The sequence below is a fragment of the Microcoleus sp. B3-D7 genome (assembly GCF_036705305.1).
Classification (GTDB): Bacteria; Cyanobacteriota; Cyanobacteriia; order Cyanobacteriales; family Microcoleaceae; genus Microcoleus.
This window is the reverse complement of sequence record NZ_JAUBUE010000020.1, coordinates 1-16,403: the sequence shown is the minus strand read 5'-3', so window position 1 is coordinate 16,403 and position 16,403 is coordinate 1. Positions and strand designations below refer to the sequence as shown.

10 protein-coding genes and 3 pseudogenes are annotated in these 16,403 nt (G+C 47.5%); 9 read left to right on the top strand and 4 right to left on the bottom strand.

The features are described from left to right. Positions 1 to 222: 222 nt before the first annotated feature. From QUB25_RS15295 to QUB25_RS15280, 4 genes are all read left to right on the top strand, one after another. A complete protein-coding gene (locus QUB25_RS15295; RefSeq protein ID WP_333183973.1) occupies positions 223 to 1,158 on the top strand; it encodes a hypothetical protein in 936 nt (311 codons plus the stop codon). A 203-nt stretch (positions 1,159 to 1,361) separates the two neighbouring features. Beyond that, positions 1,362 to 3,869, top strand: coding sequence for an ATP-dependent DNA helicase RecG (gene recG / locus QUB25_RS15290; protein ID WP_333183972.1), 2,508 nt, complete (start codon positions 1,362 to 1,364; stop codon positions 3,867 to 3,869). 544 nt (positions 3,870 to 4,413) lie between these two features. Beyond that, positions 4,414 to 6,498: an elongation factor G gene (fusA, locus tag QUB25_RS15285; RefSeq protein ID WP_333183971.1), complete on the top strand. Its 2,085-nt coding sequence runs from the start codon at positions 4,414 to 4,416 to the stop codon at positions 6,496 to 6,498. Between the two features lie 338 nt (positions 6,499 to 6,836). Continuing rightward, positions 6,837 to 7,481 (top strand): Uma2 family endonuclease, encoded by a 645-nt coding sequence (locus tag QUB25_RS15280; RefSeq protein ID WP_333183970.1) that lies wholly within the window; start codon positions 6,837 to 6,839, stop codon positions 7,479 to 7,481. A 191-nt stretch (positions 7,482 to 7,672) separates the two neighbouring features. On the opposite strand, the gene QUB25_RS15275 is transcribed toward QUB25_RS15280, so the two are convergent. Next, the gene (locus QUB25_RS15275) at positions 7,673 to 9,055 is read right to left on the bottom strand and encodes a UDP-N-acetylmuramoyl-tripeptide--D-alanyl-D-alanine ligase (RefSeq protein ID WP_333183969.1); all 1,383 of its coding nucleotides are present in this window, start codon (positions 9,053 to 9,055) and stop codon (positions 7,673 to 7,675) included. A gap of 405 nt (positions 9,056 to 9,460) precedes the next feature. Between QUB25_RS15275 and QUB25_RS15270 the strand changes: the two genes are divergently transcribed. Together QUB25_RS15270 and QUB25_RS15265 are read left to right on the top strand one after the other, a co-directional pair. Beyond that, a complete protein-coding gene (locus QUB25_RS15270; protein WP_333035206.1) occupies positions 9,461 to 10,741 on the top strand; it encodes a hypothetical protein in 1,281 nt (426 codons plus the stop codon). A gap of 287 nt (positions 10,742 to 11,028) precedes the next feature. Beyond that, positions 11,029 to 11,361: an RNA-binding protein gene (locus QUB25_RS15265; protein ID WP_333035208.1), complete on the top strand. Its 333-nt coding sequence runs from the start codon at positions 11,029 to 11,031 to the stop codon at positions 11,359 to 11,361. Between the two features lie 239 nt (positions 11,362 to 11,600). On the opposite strand, the gene clpS is transcribed toward QUB25_RS15265, so the two are convergent. Beyond that, positions 11,601 to 11,882, bottom strand: coding sequence for an ATP-dependent Clp protease adapter ClpS (gene clpS / locus QUB25_RS15260; protein ID WP_015178019.1), 282 nt, complete (start codon positions 11,880 to 11,882; stop codon positions 11,601 to 11,603). A gap of 287 nt (positions 11,883 to 12,169) precedes the next feature. Between clpS and QUB25_RS15255 the strand changes: the two genes are divergently transcribed. Next, on the top strand, positions 12,170 to 12,772 hold the full coding sequence (locus QUB25_RS15255; RefSeq protein WP_333061552.1) for a DUF3172 domain-containing protein: 603 nt from the start codon (positions 12,170 to 12,172) through the stop codon (positions 12,770 to 12,772). Positions 12,773 to 12,965: 193 nt separating this feature from the next. Here the strand turns inward: QUB25_RS15255 and QUB25_RS15250 are convergent, their stop codons facing one another. Next, positions 12,966 to 14,294, bottom strand: a complete 1,329-nt coding sequence (locus QUB25_RS15250; RefSeq protein WP_333183968.1) for an AMIN domain-containing protein — start codon at positions 14,292 to 14,294, stop codon at positions 12,966 to 12,968. A gap of 114 nt (positions 14,295 to 14,408) precedes the next feature. On the opposite strand from QUB25_RS15250, the pseudogene QUB25_RS15245 reads away from it, so the two are divergent. Both QUB25_RS15245 and QUB25_RS15240 read left to right on the top strand, forming a co-directional pair. After that, positions 14,409 to 14,906 (top strand): annotated as a pseudogene (locus QUB25_RS15245) (NUDIX hydrolase). A 39-nt stretch (positions 14,907 to 14,945) separates the two neighbouring features. Next, positions 14,946 to 15,970: pseudogene (locus tag QUB25_RS15240) on the top strand (IS630 family transposase). Positions 15,971 to 16,132: 162 nt separating this feature from the next. On the opposite strand, the pseudogene QUB25_RS15235 reads toward QUB25_RS15240, so the two are convergent. Then, positions 16,133 to 16,403 (bottom strand): annotated as a pseudogene (locus tag QUB25_RS15235) (calcium-binding protein); the annotation flags it as partial.

The following is a 16,403-nucleotide window of genomic DNA, read 5'->3' as shown; positions in this document are numbered from 1 at the left end:
ATAGGACTTATGGACAGACTATATTTGTAGTGTGGGCACTGCAAACCTTACTACTACAGACAGCGTAAAAATGGAAAACTTGCGTAATATCAAATCCGTTAGCATCGGAATAGTAAATTAGAGTTCACTGTTCACTGTTCACGGCGTCAACAGTCAACCGTCAACATCATTCCGGTGTAACCGGAAATGATATAAGTCCTATTTTAATTTTATACGAGAGATATGGTGCGACCAAGAGAGAGAATAGAGCAAGATTTGGCAGGACTCGAAGAGGCTTTAGCAGCCTTGAAGTTGGAGTTTAGCAGTACCTACGAAGGTTATTTAACTGCGTTGGGACAAGCGGTGCGGCAGCAGTTAATTTTGGCTTGCTATCACCTTTGCACTCAAGCAGTACCGGAGTCGTTTCTCAAGTTGTCCTTCGAGGGAAGGCAAAAAATGCAGCAGTCTGTAAGGGCTTTGGCCGCAGCGTCGGAGGAAAAATTGCGATCGCTGGTGACTGAATCACAAGCAGATGAAGAAATAGAGGAAGAGGAAGAGGAACAGGAAGAGGAAGAAGAAGACGAAGACGACTTCGAGGAAGAGCCAGAAGAGGAAGACGAAGCAGACGACAAGGAAGAAGACGAAAAGGAAAAAAACCCAGTTTCCGCCATTAACTATCTATTTTCATTGGCAAATTATCAATTGCCAAACGCCAATTCCCCTGAAAGTTTGGCACGCTGGCAAAATAGTATTGAAAAGTCGATCGTCAATATACTCAAGCTGCTTTCTCGCGACACCAACCGCTTGCTGCAACAATCGGCAATCTTGCCGAGTCAATTGCCAGAACCCGTTCTAGAAGCTGCTTCTCAAGCTGAATCCTCCGGCGATAGTGTTGCAGGGCCGCCTAACTTATTAAACTTAATCATTGAAACCGATGCCTCATCAGCATCGCGAAAATTGGCAGCCACCTTTGGTAGTAGGGCGCTGCACATTACAGCGATTAAACTGCGGCTATCGGAAATAGAGTTTGCCGATGCGGCAACCTCGGCTTGGCGCCAGCAAATTCGCAACCTGTCTGTAAAGTTGAACTCCCTGGGCCGCGATTACCAGAAAAAGCAGCGGGAACTCGCTGTGGTGGAGGCTGAGTCGGCTTGGCGATCGAGTTGGTTTGAAGATTGATCGGATGTTGAAGGAAGAAGGAAGAAGTCCGATGGAAGTCGGAAAAACGTACAACTTTTAAGCTATTGGAAACCCGGTTTTTTAAAGAAACCGGGTTTCTCGGTGTTATACTTTTTTGGTGGAAGCTTCTTAAAAGAAAAAGTTAAAATTTAAAAAGTTAAAATCTAAAATTTAAAATCTAAAATCTAAAATCTAAAATTGATATGACTATCGATCGACCCGAATGGCAGCGATTGCAAAAAGCTCTTTCAGTAGAAGCCGATCGCGGATTTAACGACATCCAAGGCAGTCAATACCGCTTCAGCGAGTTTCTGGGAATGAGTTTGAGACAGTTGGCAGGTTCCGTGGCGGCTTCTTCGCGCGATCGAGCCAGACACCTAGCCGCTGAATTTGACACCTACCCTCAGAAAGATCTCGAACAGCGCCAACATTCGATCGCCATTACGGTCAGTTTTTTGAGGCAAATGGAGCAAGTTTGGGAACAAGAAACTCGCCACCAGCAAAAACAAGTAGGACAAGTCAGACCCGCAAACGCTTCCGAACCAACCGCCCCAGCAGTTTCCCTTCCCCGAACTGCACCCCTGAGTACAGCACCCCCACCGCCCAGCCTGACTCTCGACCAACAGTTAACCCGCGCCACCGGCATCGGCCCCGCCAACGGCAACCGCTTGGCAAAACTGGGTTTATACACTGTATACGACTTGCTTTACTACTATCCACGCAACCACATCGACTATGCAAAGCAAGTACAAATTCGCGAGCTAGTAGCAGGGGAAACTGTCACTTTGATTGCTGAAGTAAAGCGCTGCAATTGCTTTTCTAGTCCGAAGAATAAGAAGTTAACCATATTAGAAGTAATTTTAAAAGACCGCACCGGAGAGATAAAAATTAGTCGTTTTTTTGCCGGCCCTCGCTACAGCAATCGCGGTTGGCAAGAATTCAAAAAGCGCGAGTATTGTACTGGTGCGGTGTTGGCAGCTTCCGGGTTGGTAAAGCAGGGCAAATATGGAATTACTTTAGAAAATCCTGAGTTAGAAGTATTAGACGACTCCGAGGGTGCGATCGAATCGATGAAAGTCGGCCGCCTGATACCAGTTTATCCGCTGACGGAGGGGGTGGATGCTGGTTCGGTGAGGCGATCGATTTTGGCTGCAATGCCGGCGACAAAAATGTTGCCCGAATCCCTACCGGAAGATTTGCGCGAGCGTTACGGTTTAATGGGTTTAGCCGATGCCGTGACTAATATTCACTTTCCGCTCGATCGAGATTGTTTGGCCGCCGCCCGCCGCCGCTTAGTCTTTGACGAATTTTTCTACCTGCAATTAGGACTTTTAAAGCGCCGCCAAACCCAAAGGAAAGCTCAAGCTAGTGCAGTCATCCTTCCTACTGGCAAATTGATCGAACATTTTTATGAAATCTTGCCTTTTGCCTTGACTAATGCTCAGGAAAGAGTAATTAACGACATCCTCAACGATTTAGCTTCGTCGCAACCCATGAACAGATTAGTTCAAGGCGATGTGGGCGCCGGCAAAACAGTAGTCGCCGTCGTGGCAATGCTAGCAGCAATTCAATCCGGCTATCAAGCCGCTTTAATGGCACCGACAGAAGTTTTAGCAGAACAGCACTATCGCAAATTGGTAGGTTGGTTTAACTTGATGCACTTGTCTGTCGAACTGTTAACTGGTTCGACAAAAGTAGCAAAGCGCCGCGAAATTCACAACCAATTAGAAACCGGAGAATTACCTGTTTTAGTGGGAACTCACGCGCTGATTCAAGATACAGTTAATTTCCAGAAATTGGGGTTGGCGGTAATTGATGAACAGCACAGATTCGGCGTGCAGCAGCGTGCTAAATTGCAGCAAAAAGGCGAAGCTCCTCACGTTTTGACGATGACGGCAACTCCGATTCCCCGGACGCTGGCGCTGACGCTGCACGGGGATTTAGATGTGAGTCAGATTGATGAACTTCCCCCCGGCAGGCAGGCAATTCAAACAACTGTACTGTCTGCCAAAGAACGCAGCCAAGCTTACGATTTGATTCGGCGGGAAGTGGCGAGCGGGCGTCAAGTTTATGTGGTGCTGCCCCTGGTGGAGGAGTCGGAAAAGTTGGACGTGCGATCGGCAATTGAGGAACAGGAGAAACTGCAAAAAAGCGTATTTCCTGAGTTTAAGGTTGGTTTGCTGCACGGTAGAATGAGCAGTGCCGACAAAGATGAAGCAATTTCTAAGTTTCGGGACAAAGAAACTGATATTTTAGTATCTACTACTGTGGTCGAGGTGGGAGTAGACGTGCCGAATGCCACGGTAATGCTGATTGAAAATTCTGAGCGCTTTGGACTGTCGCAACTGCACCAGTTGCGGGGTCGAGTCGGTCGGGGCAGCAACCGTTCTTATTGTTTGTTAATGCCCGGTTCCAAAACGGCGGAAGCTATGCAGAGAATGAAGGTTTTAGAACAATCTCAAGATGGCTTTTTTATTGCGGAAATGGACATGAGATTGCGCGGGCCTGGTCAGGTTTTGGGAACTCGGCAGTCTGGTTTGCCGGATTTTGCTTTGGCGAGTTTGGTGGAGGATCAGGAGGTTTTGGAGTTGGCGAGGGCGGCGGCTCAAATGGTAATTGAGAATGATGAAAGTTTGAATCAGTGGCCGGTGGTGCGGGATGAATTGGAGCGGAGATATCAGCGGATGATGAGCGGGTCGATTTTGACTTAGATCGTTTTGGGCCCAGCAAGGGGGTTTTTAATAATATTTTGTAGGGGCAGGTTAAGCGAATATCTATCAAAGCCGTTTGTTTATTGCTGCCAAACCCGCCCTCTCCCCGTAGGGGGGTTTATTTGCCTTTGCGTATTTAATCTCAGAAACCGGGTTTCTTGCCACAAAGTCACGTAAAATCATAGTTTTTTTGTCAAGAAACCCAGTTTATACGGTTTTGCTGAGAATGGTGCAAAATATCAGGTTGAGCGAAGCGTCAAAAAAACGAATTTGTTGGGTAGGAGTGCCTCAACCCAACCTACTTTCGGAGACGATTTTTCCCTTGGTCTAGGGTATTTTTATGAGTTGTCAGGCTTGGGGCACTTATTAAACCAAGAATCCTTCGCAGGAATGACGGAGAAGTGTCAAAATTAAGATAGTCCTGCCAGAAACAGGGAAAAGGAAATCCGGCCTGTACTGGCCTTACCAGGCAACATTGATTCCTCGCTTGTCACGCTTGCAGGTGGTCGCCGACGGTTCGTCGCATTTAATCTCAACAGTAATTATGAAAGATCTCACTCGTTATCGAAATATCGGCATCTTCGCCCACGTAGATGCTGGCAAGACCACCACAACAGAAAGAATCCTGAAACTGACAGGTAAAATCCACAAAATAGGTGAAGTTCACGAAGGCGCGGCGACTACTGACTTCATGGAACAGGAGCAAGAGCGCGGTATTACGATTCAATCCGCTGCTACCACCTGCTTCTGGAACGAGCATCAGCTCAACATCATCGATACTCCCGGACACGTCGATTTTACGATCGAAGTTTACCGTTCTTTGAAGGTTCTCGATGGTGGCATCGGTGTGTTCTGCGGTTCGGGTGGAGTTGAACCGCAATCGGAAACCAACTGGCGCTACGCTAACGATTCCAAAGTCGCTCGCGTCATCTACATCAACAAGCTCGATCGCACCGGTGCAGATTTTTACCGCGTTGTCCAGCAAGTCGATAAAATCCTTGGCGCTAAACCGATGGTAATGGTATTGCCGATCGGCATAGAAGAAAAGTTTTGCGGCGTAGTCGATTTGCTGACCCGCAAAGCCTGGATCTGGGATGACTCCGGCGATCCCATGAACTATCAAATTAAAGATGTCCCCGCCGATATGGTCGATGATGTCGAAACTTGGCGCGAAAAGTTGATCGAACTGGCCGTCGAGCAAGACGACACTGTGATGGAACAGTATCTCGAAGGCAACGAGCCGAGCCTCGACGACCTCAAGCGCTGCATTCGCAAAGGTACTCGCGATCGGGCATTTTTCCCCACCTACTGCGGCTCATCGTTTAAAAACAAAGGCGTGCAGTTGGTTCTCGATGCCGTAGTTGACTACCTGCCGAACCCGATGGAAGTCACACCACAGCCAGAAGTCGATCTCGATGGCGAGGAAACCGGCGAGTTTGCGATAGTCGATCCCAATAGGCCATTGCGGGCACTCGCGTTTAAGATCATGGACGATCGCTACGGTGCTTTAACCTTCACCCGCCTGTACTCCGGTAAGTTGTCCAAGGGCGACACCGTACTCAACACCGCCACAGGCAAAACCGAGCGCATCAGCCGTTTGGTCGAAATGCACGCCAACTCTCGCGAAGAAATTGAATCGGCCCAAGCCGGGGACATTGTGGCGATCGTCGGTATGAAAAACGTCCGCACCGGACACACCATCTGCGACCCCAAAAATCCCGCCACCCTAGAGCCGATGGTATTCCCAGATCCCGTTATTTCGATTTCGGTCAAACCGAAACAAAAAGGCGGCGAAGAAAAAATGGGAGCAGCCCTCACCAAGATGGTGCAAGAAGACCCATCCTTCCACATGGTGACGGATCAAGAAAGTGGCGAAACGATTCTCAAGGGGATGGGCGAGTTACACCTCGACATCAAAGTAGACATTCTCAAGCGCACCCACGGCATCGAAGTAGAAGTCGGCGAACCACAGGTAGCCTACCGCGAGTCGATTACCAAGCGTCTCGAAGACGAATACACCCACAAAAAGCAATCAGGTGGTTCCGGTCAATTTGCGAAAATTGGCTATGTGATCGAGCCTGGTGAGGTGGGAAGTGGCTTCCAGTTTGAGTCAAAAGTGACCGGTGGTAGCGTGCCGAGAGAATATTGGCCAGCGGTCGAAAAAGGCTTTGAAAGCTGCATCGACAAAGGTGTCTTGGCCGGATTCCCTTGCTTGGACTTGAAATTCACCCTACTAGACGGCGGTTTCCACCCCGTTGACTCGTCAGCAATGGCCTTTGAAATTGCTGCCAAAGCCGCCTATCGGCAGTCTCTGCCTAAAGCGGCGCCTCAGTTGCTCGAACCGATTATGAATGTCGATGTATTCACTCCAGATGATTACATGGGCGACGTAATCGGCGACCTCAACCGCCGCCGGGGGATGATGAAATCTCAAGAGACAAGCCAGACAGGAGCGCGGATCAAGGCAGATGTACCGTTGAGCGAAATGTTTGGTTACATTAGCGACTTGCGTACTATGACCTCTGGCCGCGGCCAGTTCTCAATGTCCTTCTCGCACTATGCTCCTTGTCCCAATAACATCGCTGAAGAAGTGATTAAGGCGGCAAAAGAGCGTCAAGCTGCGAAGTAATGTATTGACTGTGACGAATCGATTCGTCGCAGTCAATCATCAAGGTTAAAAACTAGATTTTTCTAGTTTTTAACCTTGGTCAATGGGAATAAGCCGAGGCGGATCTAAATTGTATTTTCGGGCGGGCGAGACAGCCCAGAAGAGTGCGATCGCACTTGATAGTAAAACTTAGATGCGCTGGAGCTTATTCCACTTTTATCTTCACACTCCTAAAAAATACTTTTTACTGGCCCAAAGAGATGGTCGCTTCAAAAGTCGCTCTAAAAGGGCGATCGCGCATCAATCAAGATAATATTTGCTAATATACAATCAATAATTTACAACCCAGGCAGGTAGCCATGACAGCCACCCTGATCCCGAGTCAAAGTAGCGGAATTCTGCTGAACAACATTAGCTGGAAAACTTACGAATCCCTGCTGAATGAGTTAGCCCAACAAAGAGGAATTCGCCTGACTTACGATCGCGGAAATTTAGAAATTATGACTCCTTTAGCACCCCACGAAAAGTACAAAAAAATCTTGGGACGTTTTGTAGAAACCGTGACTGATGAATTGAATGTTGAAATTTGCAGTTTGGGTTCTCTAACTTGCAGGCGCGAAGATTTGGCTCGCGGCTTGGAACCGGATCAGTGCTACTATATCCAAAATGAGAATGTGGTTTGGGACAAAGAACAAATCGATCTCAATCAAGATCCACCACCGGATTTAGTTGTGGAAATTGACGTGACTAGCAGTTGGATCGATCGACTTTCTTTATATGCAAGTTTAGGCGTACCTGAAGTTTGGCGCTACGACGGAAATCGTTTAATAATTTATCAGTTGGAATCACAGGAATATGCCGGAAGAGATGTTTCTCCGACTTTCCCTTTTTTGTCGCAAGTTGAGATGCTGCGCTTTTTGGAATTGAGGAGAACTACAAAAGAAAAAGCTTTGATTCGCTTGTTCCGCGAATGGGTGAGGAGTCAAATTCAGTCAGGAGAGTAAAGGAGGACGATTCCCTACCCTACGGGGAACGGGAACCCCTGCGGGAAGATAGCTCCGCTTCACGCACTTTTGAGATGAGATCATATCGTGTAAAACATGAGTTTGTAGCGAGGAGTTCACTCCGAGCGAGTTTTAGGAAGACTTTAGTCCTCACTACGAACTTAATTATAATTATTGACGCGGACAGGATATTATTCGCCAGCCAAATCAGCGCGAAACTTCTCCACAACTCGATTTAACTCCACCGAATGAGAGGCCTTAAATAAAATACGATCGCCCGGTGTGACAAACTCCATTAAATGCCTTCCTAAATCTTCGCGGGAATTCTCCCTCGCAATATCTTCTACCTCCACAAAAGGCAAACCCGCCGCACCTGCAGCCATCGCCGCTGCTTCCTCAAAATCAGCAAAAACAAACAAAGCATCCAGATGCAAATCTCGTGCGACCCTTCCCACTTGTCGGTGAAATTCGATCGCCCTATCGCCCAATTCCTTCATCGTTCCCAACACCGCAATCCGGCGCTTTCCCGGAGTATCTGCTAACAGTCTCAGCGCCGCCAACATCGACTCCAAACCAGCATTGTAAGTCTCATCTAGAATCACAATATCCTGCGGCAAATCGTAGCGGCGCGCCCGTCCATCCGGTAACTGCACAGACAAACCTTGCTTTAAAACTTCCCAATCAATACCTAAAACTTTTCCTACCGCCAAAGCCGCCAAATAATTTACAGCATTGTGGCGTCCCGGCAGCGGCAGTGGTAATTCCACACCTTGTACTAACATTGTATCAGGATTGAGCAATTCTCCGCACAAATCCCCGCATTCTAAACCGTAAGTTAAAGTTTTTCCCTGCCAAACTTTGGCCGCAGTTGCGATTAATCTGTCACCATCGTGATTTAGAATAGCAATGCTATCTGTAGGCATTTCTGCTAAAAGTTCGCACTTAGCTTGGGCGATCGCCTCTTCGGAACCCAATCGCCCAATATGCGCCGTTCCTACATTAGTAATTACCGCCACATTAGGACGCGCAATTTGCGACAGTAGCGCAATTTCGCCACGCCCGCGCATTCCCATTTCAATCACAGCATAATTGTGTGCGGGTGAAAGCTCTAACAGAGTTTTTGGTACTCCAATTTCGTTGTTGTAGTTATACTGAGTTTTAAGAACATTTCCCCTCGTTGACAAAACCGCCGCAATTAACTCTTTAACAGTAGTTTTACCTACAGACCCAGTAACAGCAACTATAGGTATACTGAATTGGTCACGCCACCAACGGGCGATCGACTGATAAGCTTTTAAAGTATCGTCAACGCGCAACAGCGGAAAATTAGGCAATTCCTCTTGCCAATCTCGATCGACAATTGCCGCAATCGCCCCCAAATCCCTGGCTTTTGCCAAAAATTGATGGCCATCAAAATTGTCTCCCCGCAGCGCCAAAAATACTTCGCCCCCCTCAAGAGTGCGCGTATCTGTGGCAATACCTGTCCCTAAAGCTGTCAAAACTCCCTTAGACACAGCAGGCAAAGGTACACTTAAAATTTCAGATAGTTGGGCGATACTTACGCGACAAACCATAACCAGCACTCACATTTCAAATAATTTTCCCAGCTAATTCTACCTCGCCCAACCTCAAATTTAACTAACAGCGGGCTGCGGATCAGGATTGACCTTGATCATCCTAATACTAAATCGTCCGCCCACCCAGAAAATATTCCCTACCCACCCACAATCTTTACCAATACTTTACAAAGTAGATGGTGATTTAAGGCCTTGCTAATTACCAACAATTCATGTCATGCTGGTGTTGGTAAATAGTTTAACTTAGCAAAAATATCGATCGGCTTAAGCTGCTGACAGCTTCTACCCATAAGCCTCATCCGGCGAGAAGCTCGGTTGACTCAATTATTGCGATTCATTGGCCAATTCATCAAGATAATAGTGCTGAAAGCTCCTGCCCCAGCCTCGGAGGGTTAATCCACAGTGAACGACTACAACAGACAAAGCCACGAAGAAGAACAGCGACTTTACAAGCATTGGCTGGAGTTGGTACAACGAGAGCAGCCGGCCGAACTCATCAGCCGCTTTCGCACTTTGTTTATCCAAGGTACCGGATATCCCGATCGCTCCGTCGCCGACGCACTCGAAAAAATAGCACGCTCAGAACACGCTGAACAAGAATTCAAATACATCCTCAACCGCTGCTGCCACATCCTGATCAACCGTTGGCAAACATACCCCAGCAAGCAAGCCGCCATCCCTGAATTGATCGCTGTGTTTGAAGAAGCGCCCAAAATATTATTTGGATACAATCGATCGCGGGGGCGAGGCTCCATCCCCCAATTAGTAAATCAATTTACCGAAAGTGAACAGTACCTCACCCTCCAACGCTTAGCCAAAGTCATAACTCACAGCAATGAAGATAGCAGCAACAGCAAAACCCCTGCTACCCTTCCCCTCGGAACATTAATTCCCCGTTACCCTTACCTCTACAAACACTGCCTCCTCAGCGACGACAGCACCTACGAACAACAAAAAATCATTAAAAGAATCCAAGCTCAAAAGCAGCAGCAATTTGAGATCAACCTCTCCCAATACGTGGCTCACCAAGTGAGAAAAGCCCAAACAGCGCGCCGGGAAACCTCCCTTTCCTTCGGCAGAAGTGTACAGTCTATAAAAAATCCGACCCTGTTGACCGACCCGGAACTATTCTTTGCCCTCAAGCAATTTGTCGGAAAAGTAGAAGGAGCCGATACCTACAGACAGCTAGCGGGCCGTTTCACGGCGAACGCCAGCACATATCAGTCCTACCGCTCCTTTAAAGACGACTTGTACGAATACCTGATTTCTTCTGTCACCGATGAGCGCTACGGCAAACGTCTCTTTAACGAAAAATTGTATAAGCAACTACAAAATACCCTCCCCCACAGCGACGATCAGAAGTTTAATGAATTTTTAATGATCAGAACTTGCAGCCAGTTATTGAACTTTTTAGTAGTAGAGAGTCCTGTGCGGCCCAACCACTTTGTCTTCATCGACCTGATCTCAAACCTCGGGCCGACCCAAACCACAGGTTTGCTGCTGAAAATCGTACTAATTTGCGGCAAAGTCAAGCCCTACCTAGAAAAGCGGCTGGCAATTTTGTTCGGTCACTACGAATGCAGTACCCGAGAAGGCGTGGTGTGGTTAGTCAAAGCCCTGGAAAACGTAAACCTAGCTTTGAGTACCAACTTTGGCAAGGTGGATGTATCTTTCCTGCGGTGAAAGCGGGCGGCATAACTTTCTCTGCTTCCACAGCAGGCAAAACATCACACCGATCGACCACGTTTCTGAATACCCTAAAAGTTTTACCTTTAATTAGAACGACTTAATTAACTCCTAAAACCTACTCAAAAGACGCTATTCTATGTTAAAGTACCAAGTGTGAATCAGATTCAGTTGCAGGCTTTGTTCATTGCTACAGAATTGTCTAAAAACTTGCCCTTCTGTATCGGCAGGGGACTCTCCGAAACTGAAATCTTCGCACTGTCTAAATTTTGGAGTTATTCCTCATGTCGATATACGTCGGTAACTTATCCTACCAAGTTACCCAAGAAGACATCACCACCGTCTTCGCCGAATACGGAACCGTTAAGCGAGTACATCTACCTACCGACAGAGAAACCAGTCGCCCCCGCGGCTTCGGTTTTGTAGAAATGTCCACAGATGCAGAAGAAGATGCAGCCATTAGTGCTCTCGACGGAGCAGAGTGGATGGGTCGCGACCTCAAAGTTAACAAAGCTAAACCCCGCGAAGATGAAGGTGGCCGGGGTGGCGGCAACCGGGGCGGCGGCCCTGGAAAATTTGGTCGCGCAGGAGGGGGAGGCGGAGGAGGACGTTATTAATTTCCTCATTAATTTCCTCGGATAAAGATTTGAGATTGGAGAGTTGAAATTGGTGCGAGAGCTCACCTAGCTCCGAACCACTTCCGGCCGTTCCGAAAAACCTATGCTCTTCAAATTTCCATATCTACCGGATTAAATATACCAAAAAGCCAAGGGCCGAACCCTTGGCTTTTTGGTATGAAAGTTGACGGTATGAGTCTGAAATCGGCTGGGCGAATCCGTTGCAGTACCGTCAGGTTCTAATCGTCAGGTTCGATGCTGCTGCTCAATCCGTGATTATTGAGCGTTTCAGCGTAAAACTCCGCGTGTTCGAGGGCGCAAACAATCACCAATCCCATCCCGTTAGTATGGGCTTCCATCATCACATTTACCGCCTGTGGCTGAGTCAGACTCGGTACCGTCGCCATCAAAGTCTGCACCACGTACTCCATAGGATTGAAATCATCATTGTGCAGCAGAACGCGGTAGCGCGGTGCAAGCTTGCGGACTGTGGAAGGCTTTTGAATAATTTCGACAGACACTAATCTATACCTCCTGACTTGTAAAATGTTAAAATTTGTCAACAATCTTGAGCCGGATTCCTCCGCTGTGCAAGACTATCTCACTTTCAGCTATTTTATTGAAATCTGAAAATTCAGACAAGGCAGCCCCTTAGTGGATCGCGAGCTGTGAACCCAACACCAAACCCACAGGGGGTGTCCAGGGCCCTCCGCAACCATCTTCCTAGCGCCATAATATTAGAAAGGCGCGATCGGTTAAAAATAACAAACTACTACCTGTTGAGTCTCCAGAACTGAGGGAACCTTATATGAAACGCAAACCTAAATCCTACAACGACAGATTCAGCGGCGACCCATCCCGAGGAGATGAAGACTCCGACTACTCCGGCTCAATAGGCGGACAGTCGCGGCGTCAACCTCAGTCCGGCAAACCATCTTTCCTCAATTCCGCCACCCTAGGGATTTTAACAGCCGTCTTTATTCTGGGGATTGGGATTGGCATTGCCTTTAGCTCCACCGCTACCATTAGCCCAGAGAACGTAGCCTCGCGCGAATTTATCGATCGCAGCGCCCCGAACCCAGAACTTTGCGTGCAGTTTGGAGCAAGTGCGATGGTGACAGATATGCGCCTCTACGTCACCCTAAACCCCTTCAACGTCTACATTTCGCAGCCGAGTATGCGCCCCGGATGCGTTTTGCGAACCAATAACTGGGCAATTCTCGAACAAAGAAAACTCATCAGCCAAGACCAAGTGCGCGATTGCAAAAATCGCATGAACACCTTTGGCTTCACCGGCCCCCTAGAAGCTCAACCCGAAATTAACTGTATCTACCAAAATGACGGCGCTAAAAACCTGTTCCTCAACCAACCGGGTTCGATAGCTCCAACCACGGAAGGTCAAAATTTCTAAATCGCCGATATAGCGGTTTTGATTTGAGTGAAGTACAGATATGGGGTAGGGACTTAGGCTAAGCCTAAGTCCCTACTTTATTTCAAAGAATGGAAAACTGCTCTAAGTAAATTTTGAAAGAAGAGGTTCGAGGGAAGACTTCCTTCTTCCCTCGAACCTCTTCTTTCTTCCTTGTTCTCTCCTCCTTCTTCCTTCAAAAACCGAACTGCGGTAAATCTTCGGTTAACTGAACTTGGAAAATTTGGCCGGGTTGAATCGTAGCAGGTTGAGGAGCAGCGACGTAAGTTGTAGCAGCACCAGCCGCTGCTCCAGCCAACAAACCGACACCGGAAAAGCCACTCAGCAAGAACAAAGCTAAGCCACCAATACCAGTATTGCGGACCAAACTGCGATCGGTCGGCTGTTGCCGGCGACCTCCCATGAGTTCTGAGCGAGCCGAGAGAGGGATATTGCGACCGTTGAGACTAATAGCTTCGACCACAAATCTAGTGCCGAGGTTGGTCGTTTCAAACCGGCCGATGACTGGCGTATTAGCAGGTACGATCGTATTGCCGCGACTGTCGAAAATTCCTCCTTGCAGCAGAAGCACTTCCTCGCGGCTGGGTTTCGCTTGCAGGCGCAAAGCCCGATCGCCGGGGTATAGCAAACTGAGCTCCGTGCCCGCCGGCAACAAGACATTCGCCCCAGCCGCGGCCTGCAAAGGAGCATTCGATCGTCCGCGAGGAAGCGGTTCACCAAAGGTAAGCGTCCGCTGTTCCGGCGCTACGGCAGCCGTTATTTGAGGATCTAGGCGGGGTAGAGCAGCAGCTTGTACCCCACGGCGTTCATCAAGGCGAACATTGACTAAAGGCACTCTGAGCGGCCGAATTTGATCATTTGGAGTTGGCGGCTGCGAAGAATTTGTAGTGGGATTCGGGGAAGTAGGAGGCTCAGGTTGATCTACCTTTGGGGCACCAGTTGAGTTGGAATCAGTCGGCTGTTGGTTTTGCGGTACTTGTCTTGCAGGCTGGGGTTGAGTTTCGGGAGTTTCCATATTCGGAGCCGGTTCGATCAAAGGACGCAACACCCAGCGATTTTCTACCCCGCTTCTTTGGAATTGAACTTGCCCTGCGCTGAAACCGACTCCCGGAGCCAAATTGACCAGAATTCTCGCTGTTCCCGGTTGAAGTTGACTCACTCCCACAGAACGCACTCTACCTTGTGGGTATAGCTGAGTTGCATCTACTCCGATCTCAGTATTGGGCAAATCCACAGCAATTTGAGATGGGTTGAGTAGAGAATATGTGGGGGTTGTTCCCTCTGGGAGAGTAATTTCTAGCTGATTTGTCGCGGGATCGAATTGCCAACTTGTCACTGTTGAAGCATTTGCTGGTTCCAGTGTTGCGGGCACTGCTGCAACTGCAGCGACGACTGCTAGACTCAGGCTCAGTGACTCGATCGCAAACAATCTCGCTGGTAGAGAATTAACATTCAATTTTTGGAAGTCTGCCCAAAATTTTCGTGGTAATTTTTTGTATGGCATGGCTGCTGGGTGAAATTTTTGATCTGAAATAGATTATGGATGGGAAAATTTTGCCTTCGGATGACGCTGAAAGTTTAACATTGCGAGAGTAAAAATTTAACTAAATGGAAATTATTGCGATCGCGTTTCCTTCTTAACAACAAGTGGTGTCAGGTTAGACAAGATGAAATAGAATTGCCAAGCGGACAAATTATAGACGACTTTTTTGTTAATTTTCGACCCAATATCGCCCTCGTATTTGCCACAACAGAGCAGCAATAACTTGTATTAGTGCGTCAATACAGGCACGCAGTAGGCGAAATTTTGCTGGAACTGCCTGCTGGATCTTTCAACCCTCCTGAAGAGAGCGGGAAATCGGCAGCCGCCAGAGAACTTGCCGAAGAAACGGGATATGTTGCTGAAGAAATTTTGGAACTAGCAACCTTATATGATAATCCCGTAAAAGACACCAATTCTATCAACCTATACTTTGCTAAAAATGTCAAGCTTACCAGCCACATACAATTAGATATTGAATTAGTTTGAGTCCCTATTGCTGAAGTTTTTTTGAGAATAAAAAACCGAGAAATTTGTGTAGCAGGAAGCATCATATCATGTCCGGTCGATTGGTAATGATATAGTATTGATGAATACTACTGCGTCAGATCAAGAATGCCCAAACGAATTACGATCACACCTCATCTGAGTGTAGAAGAGCTACCGAGTCGTTTCCGTCAGGCCAAAACACCCACTTGTGCTCATCATTATCAAATTATTTGGCTGTTAGCAAACGGCAAAACCACCGGAGAAGTGATGGCAGTAACTGGTTATAGTCGCGGTTGGATTTATGAAGCGAGTCTGGGGATACAACCATTTAGGACCATAATCTCTCGGAGATCAGCGTGTCACAAATCGAGCTCGTGACCCTCTGCTTAATGATGTAGAACAAGCTCAGTTGTGGCAAGTTCTACAGCAGCCACCTCTCGATGGCGGGCTATGGAATGGTCGTAAAGTGGTAGACTGGATGAGTGAACTTAAAGGTTACAAAGTTTCTCGTCAAAGAGGATGGGAATATTTGAAGTCCATGAAGTTTCGATTGAGAGTTCCTCGCCCAGAACACCAGGAATCCGAGCTCCGCAGAACTTGCAGGAATTGAAAAAAAAATCTGCGCCGATTCGTCAAGGACATCAAGAAGCAGAACCCTTCAAGCGACGTAGAAGTCGGGTCAATGGACGAACATCGGAGCGGATTGAAACCTGTGAGAGAGACGAGAATGGGTGGATGAGTTTAGTAATGCCACTGCTGTGGTTAACTGGCGGTTTCAATGGTTGTGGTTATATGGTTTTGTGCATCCGAGTTCAGGAGAAACAAAGGCGTGGATATTGCCATTTGTCAATAGCCAGCTTTTTGAGCGAGTCTTAGCAGATTTTGCCAGCAATTTTCAAGCGGGGCAGAAAAAAAGAGTAGTTTTAGTAGTAGATAGAGCCGGATGGTATTTGAGTAAACAAGTAAAAATTCCAGACGGCATACATTTGTATTGTCTGCCTTCACACTCGCCCCAAATGCAACCAGCAGAAAGGCTATGGCCGCTGACAAATGAACCGATAGCCAATCGCTGTTTTAAAAACTTAGATGAATTAGAAGCAGTTTTATTTGAGAGATGTCAAAAACTGTTAAATCTCAAACAGCTCGCTTAGTGGTTTGACTCATTTCTATTGGTGGCCGGAGCCAAAATCTTAATCATTGTCAATAGACCGGACATGATAATAGCTATTTTTTTAGGATTGGATTTTTTGAATAAACAGCGGTAAGGTGCTATGTGAATGCAACCCTACACGCTGTTTTTTGTGAGGCGTTTCTTAGCGAGCCAAAATCAGAAAATCGAGAGAAGTAATAGTATTATCAGCCCCAAAAACCTGAGCTAAAACCTCGCCTGTGGCAGCAACTTGCAGCAGTGTGCCCTTCGCCGTCGAGTTAATTTGCAAAGCCTCAAAACTCAAGCCACCAGCCAGGACAAACTTATCAGTTCCTACGGAAAAATTGAGCACAGTATCAATACCACTATTAGCGCTTAACACAAAGTGATCATTCCCCACACCCCCAATCAAAGTATCATCTCCGCCATCACCA

What these genes read in the sequence shown, in the direction of transcription:
- QUB25_RS15295 (WP_333183973.1), top strand. Translation starts at nt 223, where the DNA reads ATGGTGCGACCAAGAGAGAGAATAGAGCAAGATTTGGCAGGACTCGAA.
- recG (WP_333183972.1), top strand. Translation starts at nt 1,362, where the DNA reads ATGACTATCGATCGACCCGAATGGCAGCGATTGCAAAAAGCTCTTTCA.
- fusA (WP_333183971.1), top strand. Translation starts at nt 4,414, where the DNA reads ATGAAAGATCTCACTCGTTATCGAAATATCGGCATCTTCGCCCACGTA.
- QUB25_RS15280 (WP_333183970.1), top strand. Translation starts at nt 6,837, where the DNA reads ATGACAGCCACCCTGATCCCGAGTCAAAGTAGCGGAATTCTGCTGAAC.
- QUB25_RS15275 (WP_333183969.1), bottom strand. Translation starts at nt 9,055, where the DNA reads ATGGTTTGTCGCGTAAGTATCGCCCAACTATCTGAAATTTTAAGTGTA.
- QUB25_RS15265 (WP_333035208.1), top strand. Translation starts at nt 11,029, where the DNA reads ATGTCGATATACGTCGGTAACTTATCCTACCAAGTTACCCAAGAAGAC.
- QUB25_RS15255 (WP_333061552.1), top strand. Translation starts at nt 12,170, where the DNA reads ATGAAACGCAAACCTAAATCCTACAACGACAGATTCAGCGGCGACCCA.
- QUB25_RS15250 (WP_333183968.1), bottom strand. Translation starts at nt 14,294, where the DNA reads ATGCCATACAAAAAATTACCACGAAAATTTTGGGCAGACTTCCAAAAA.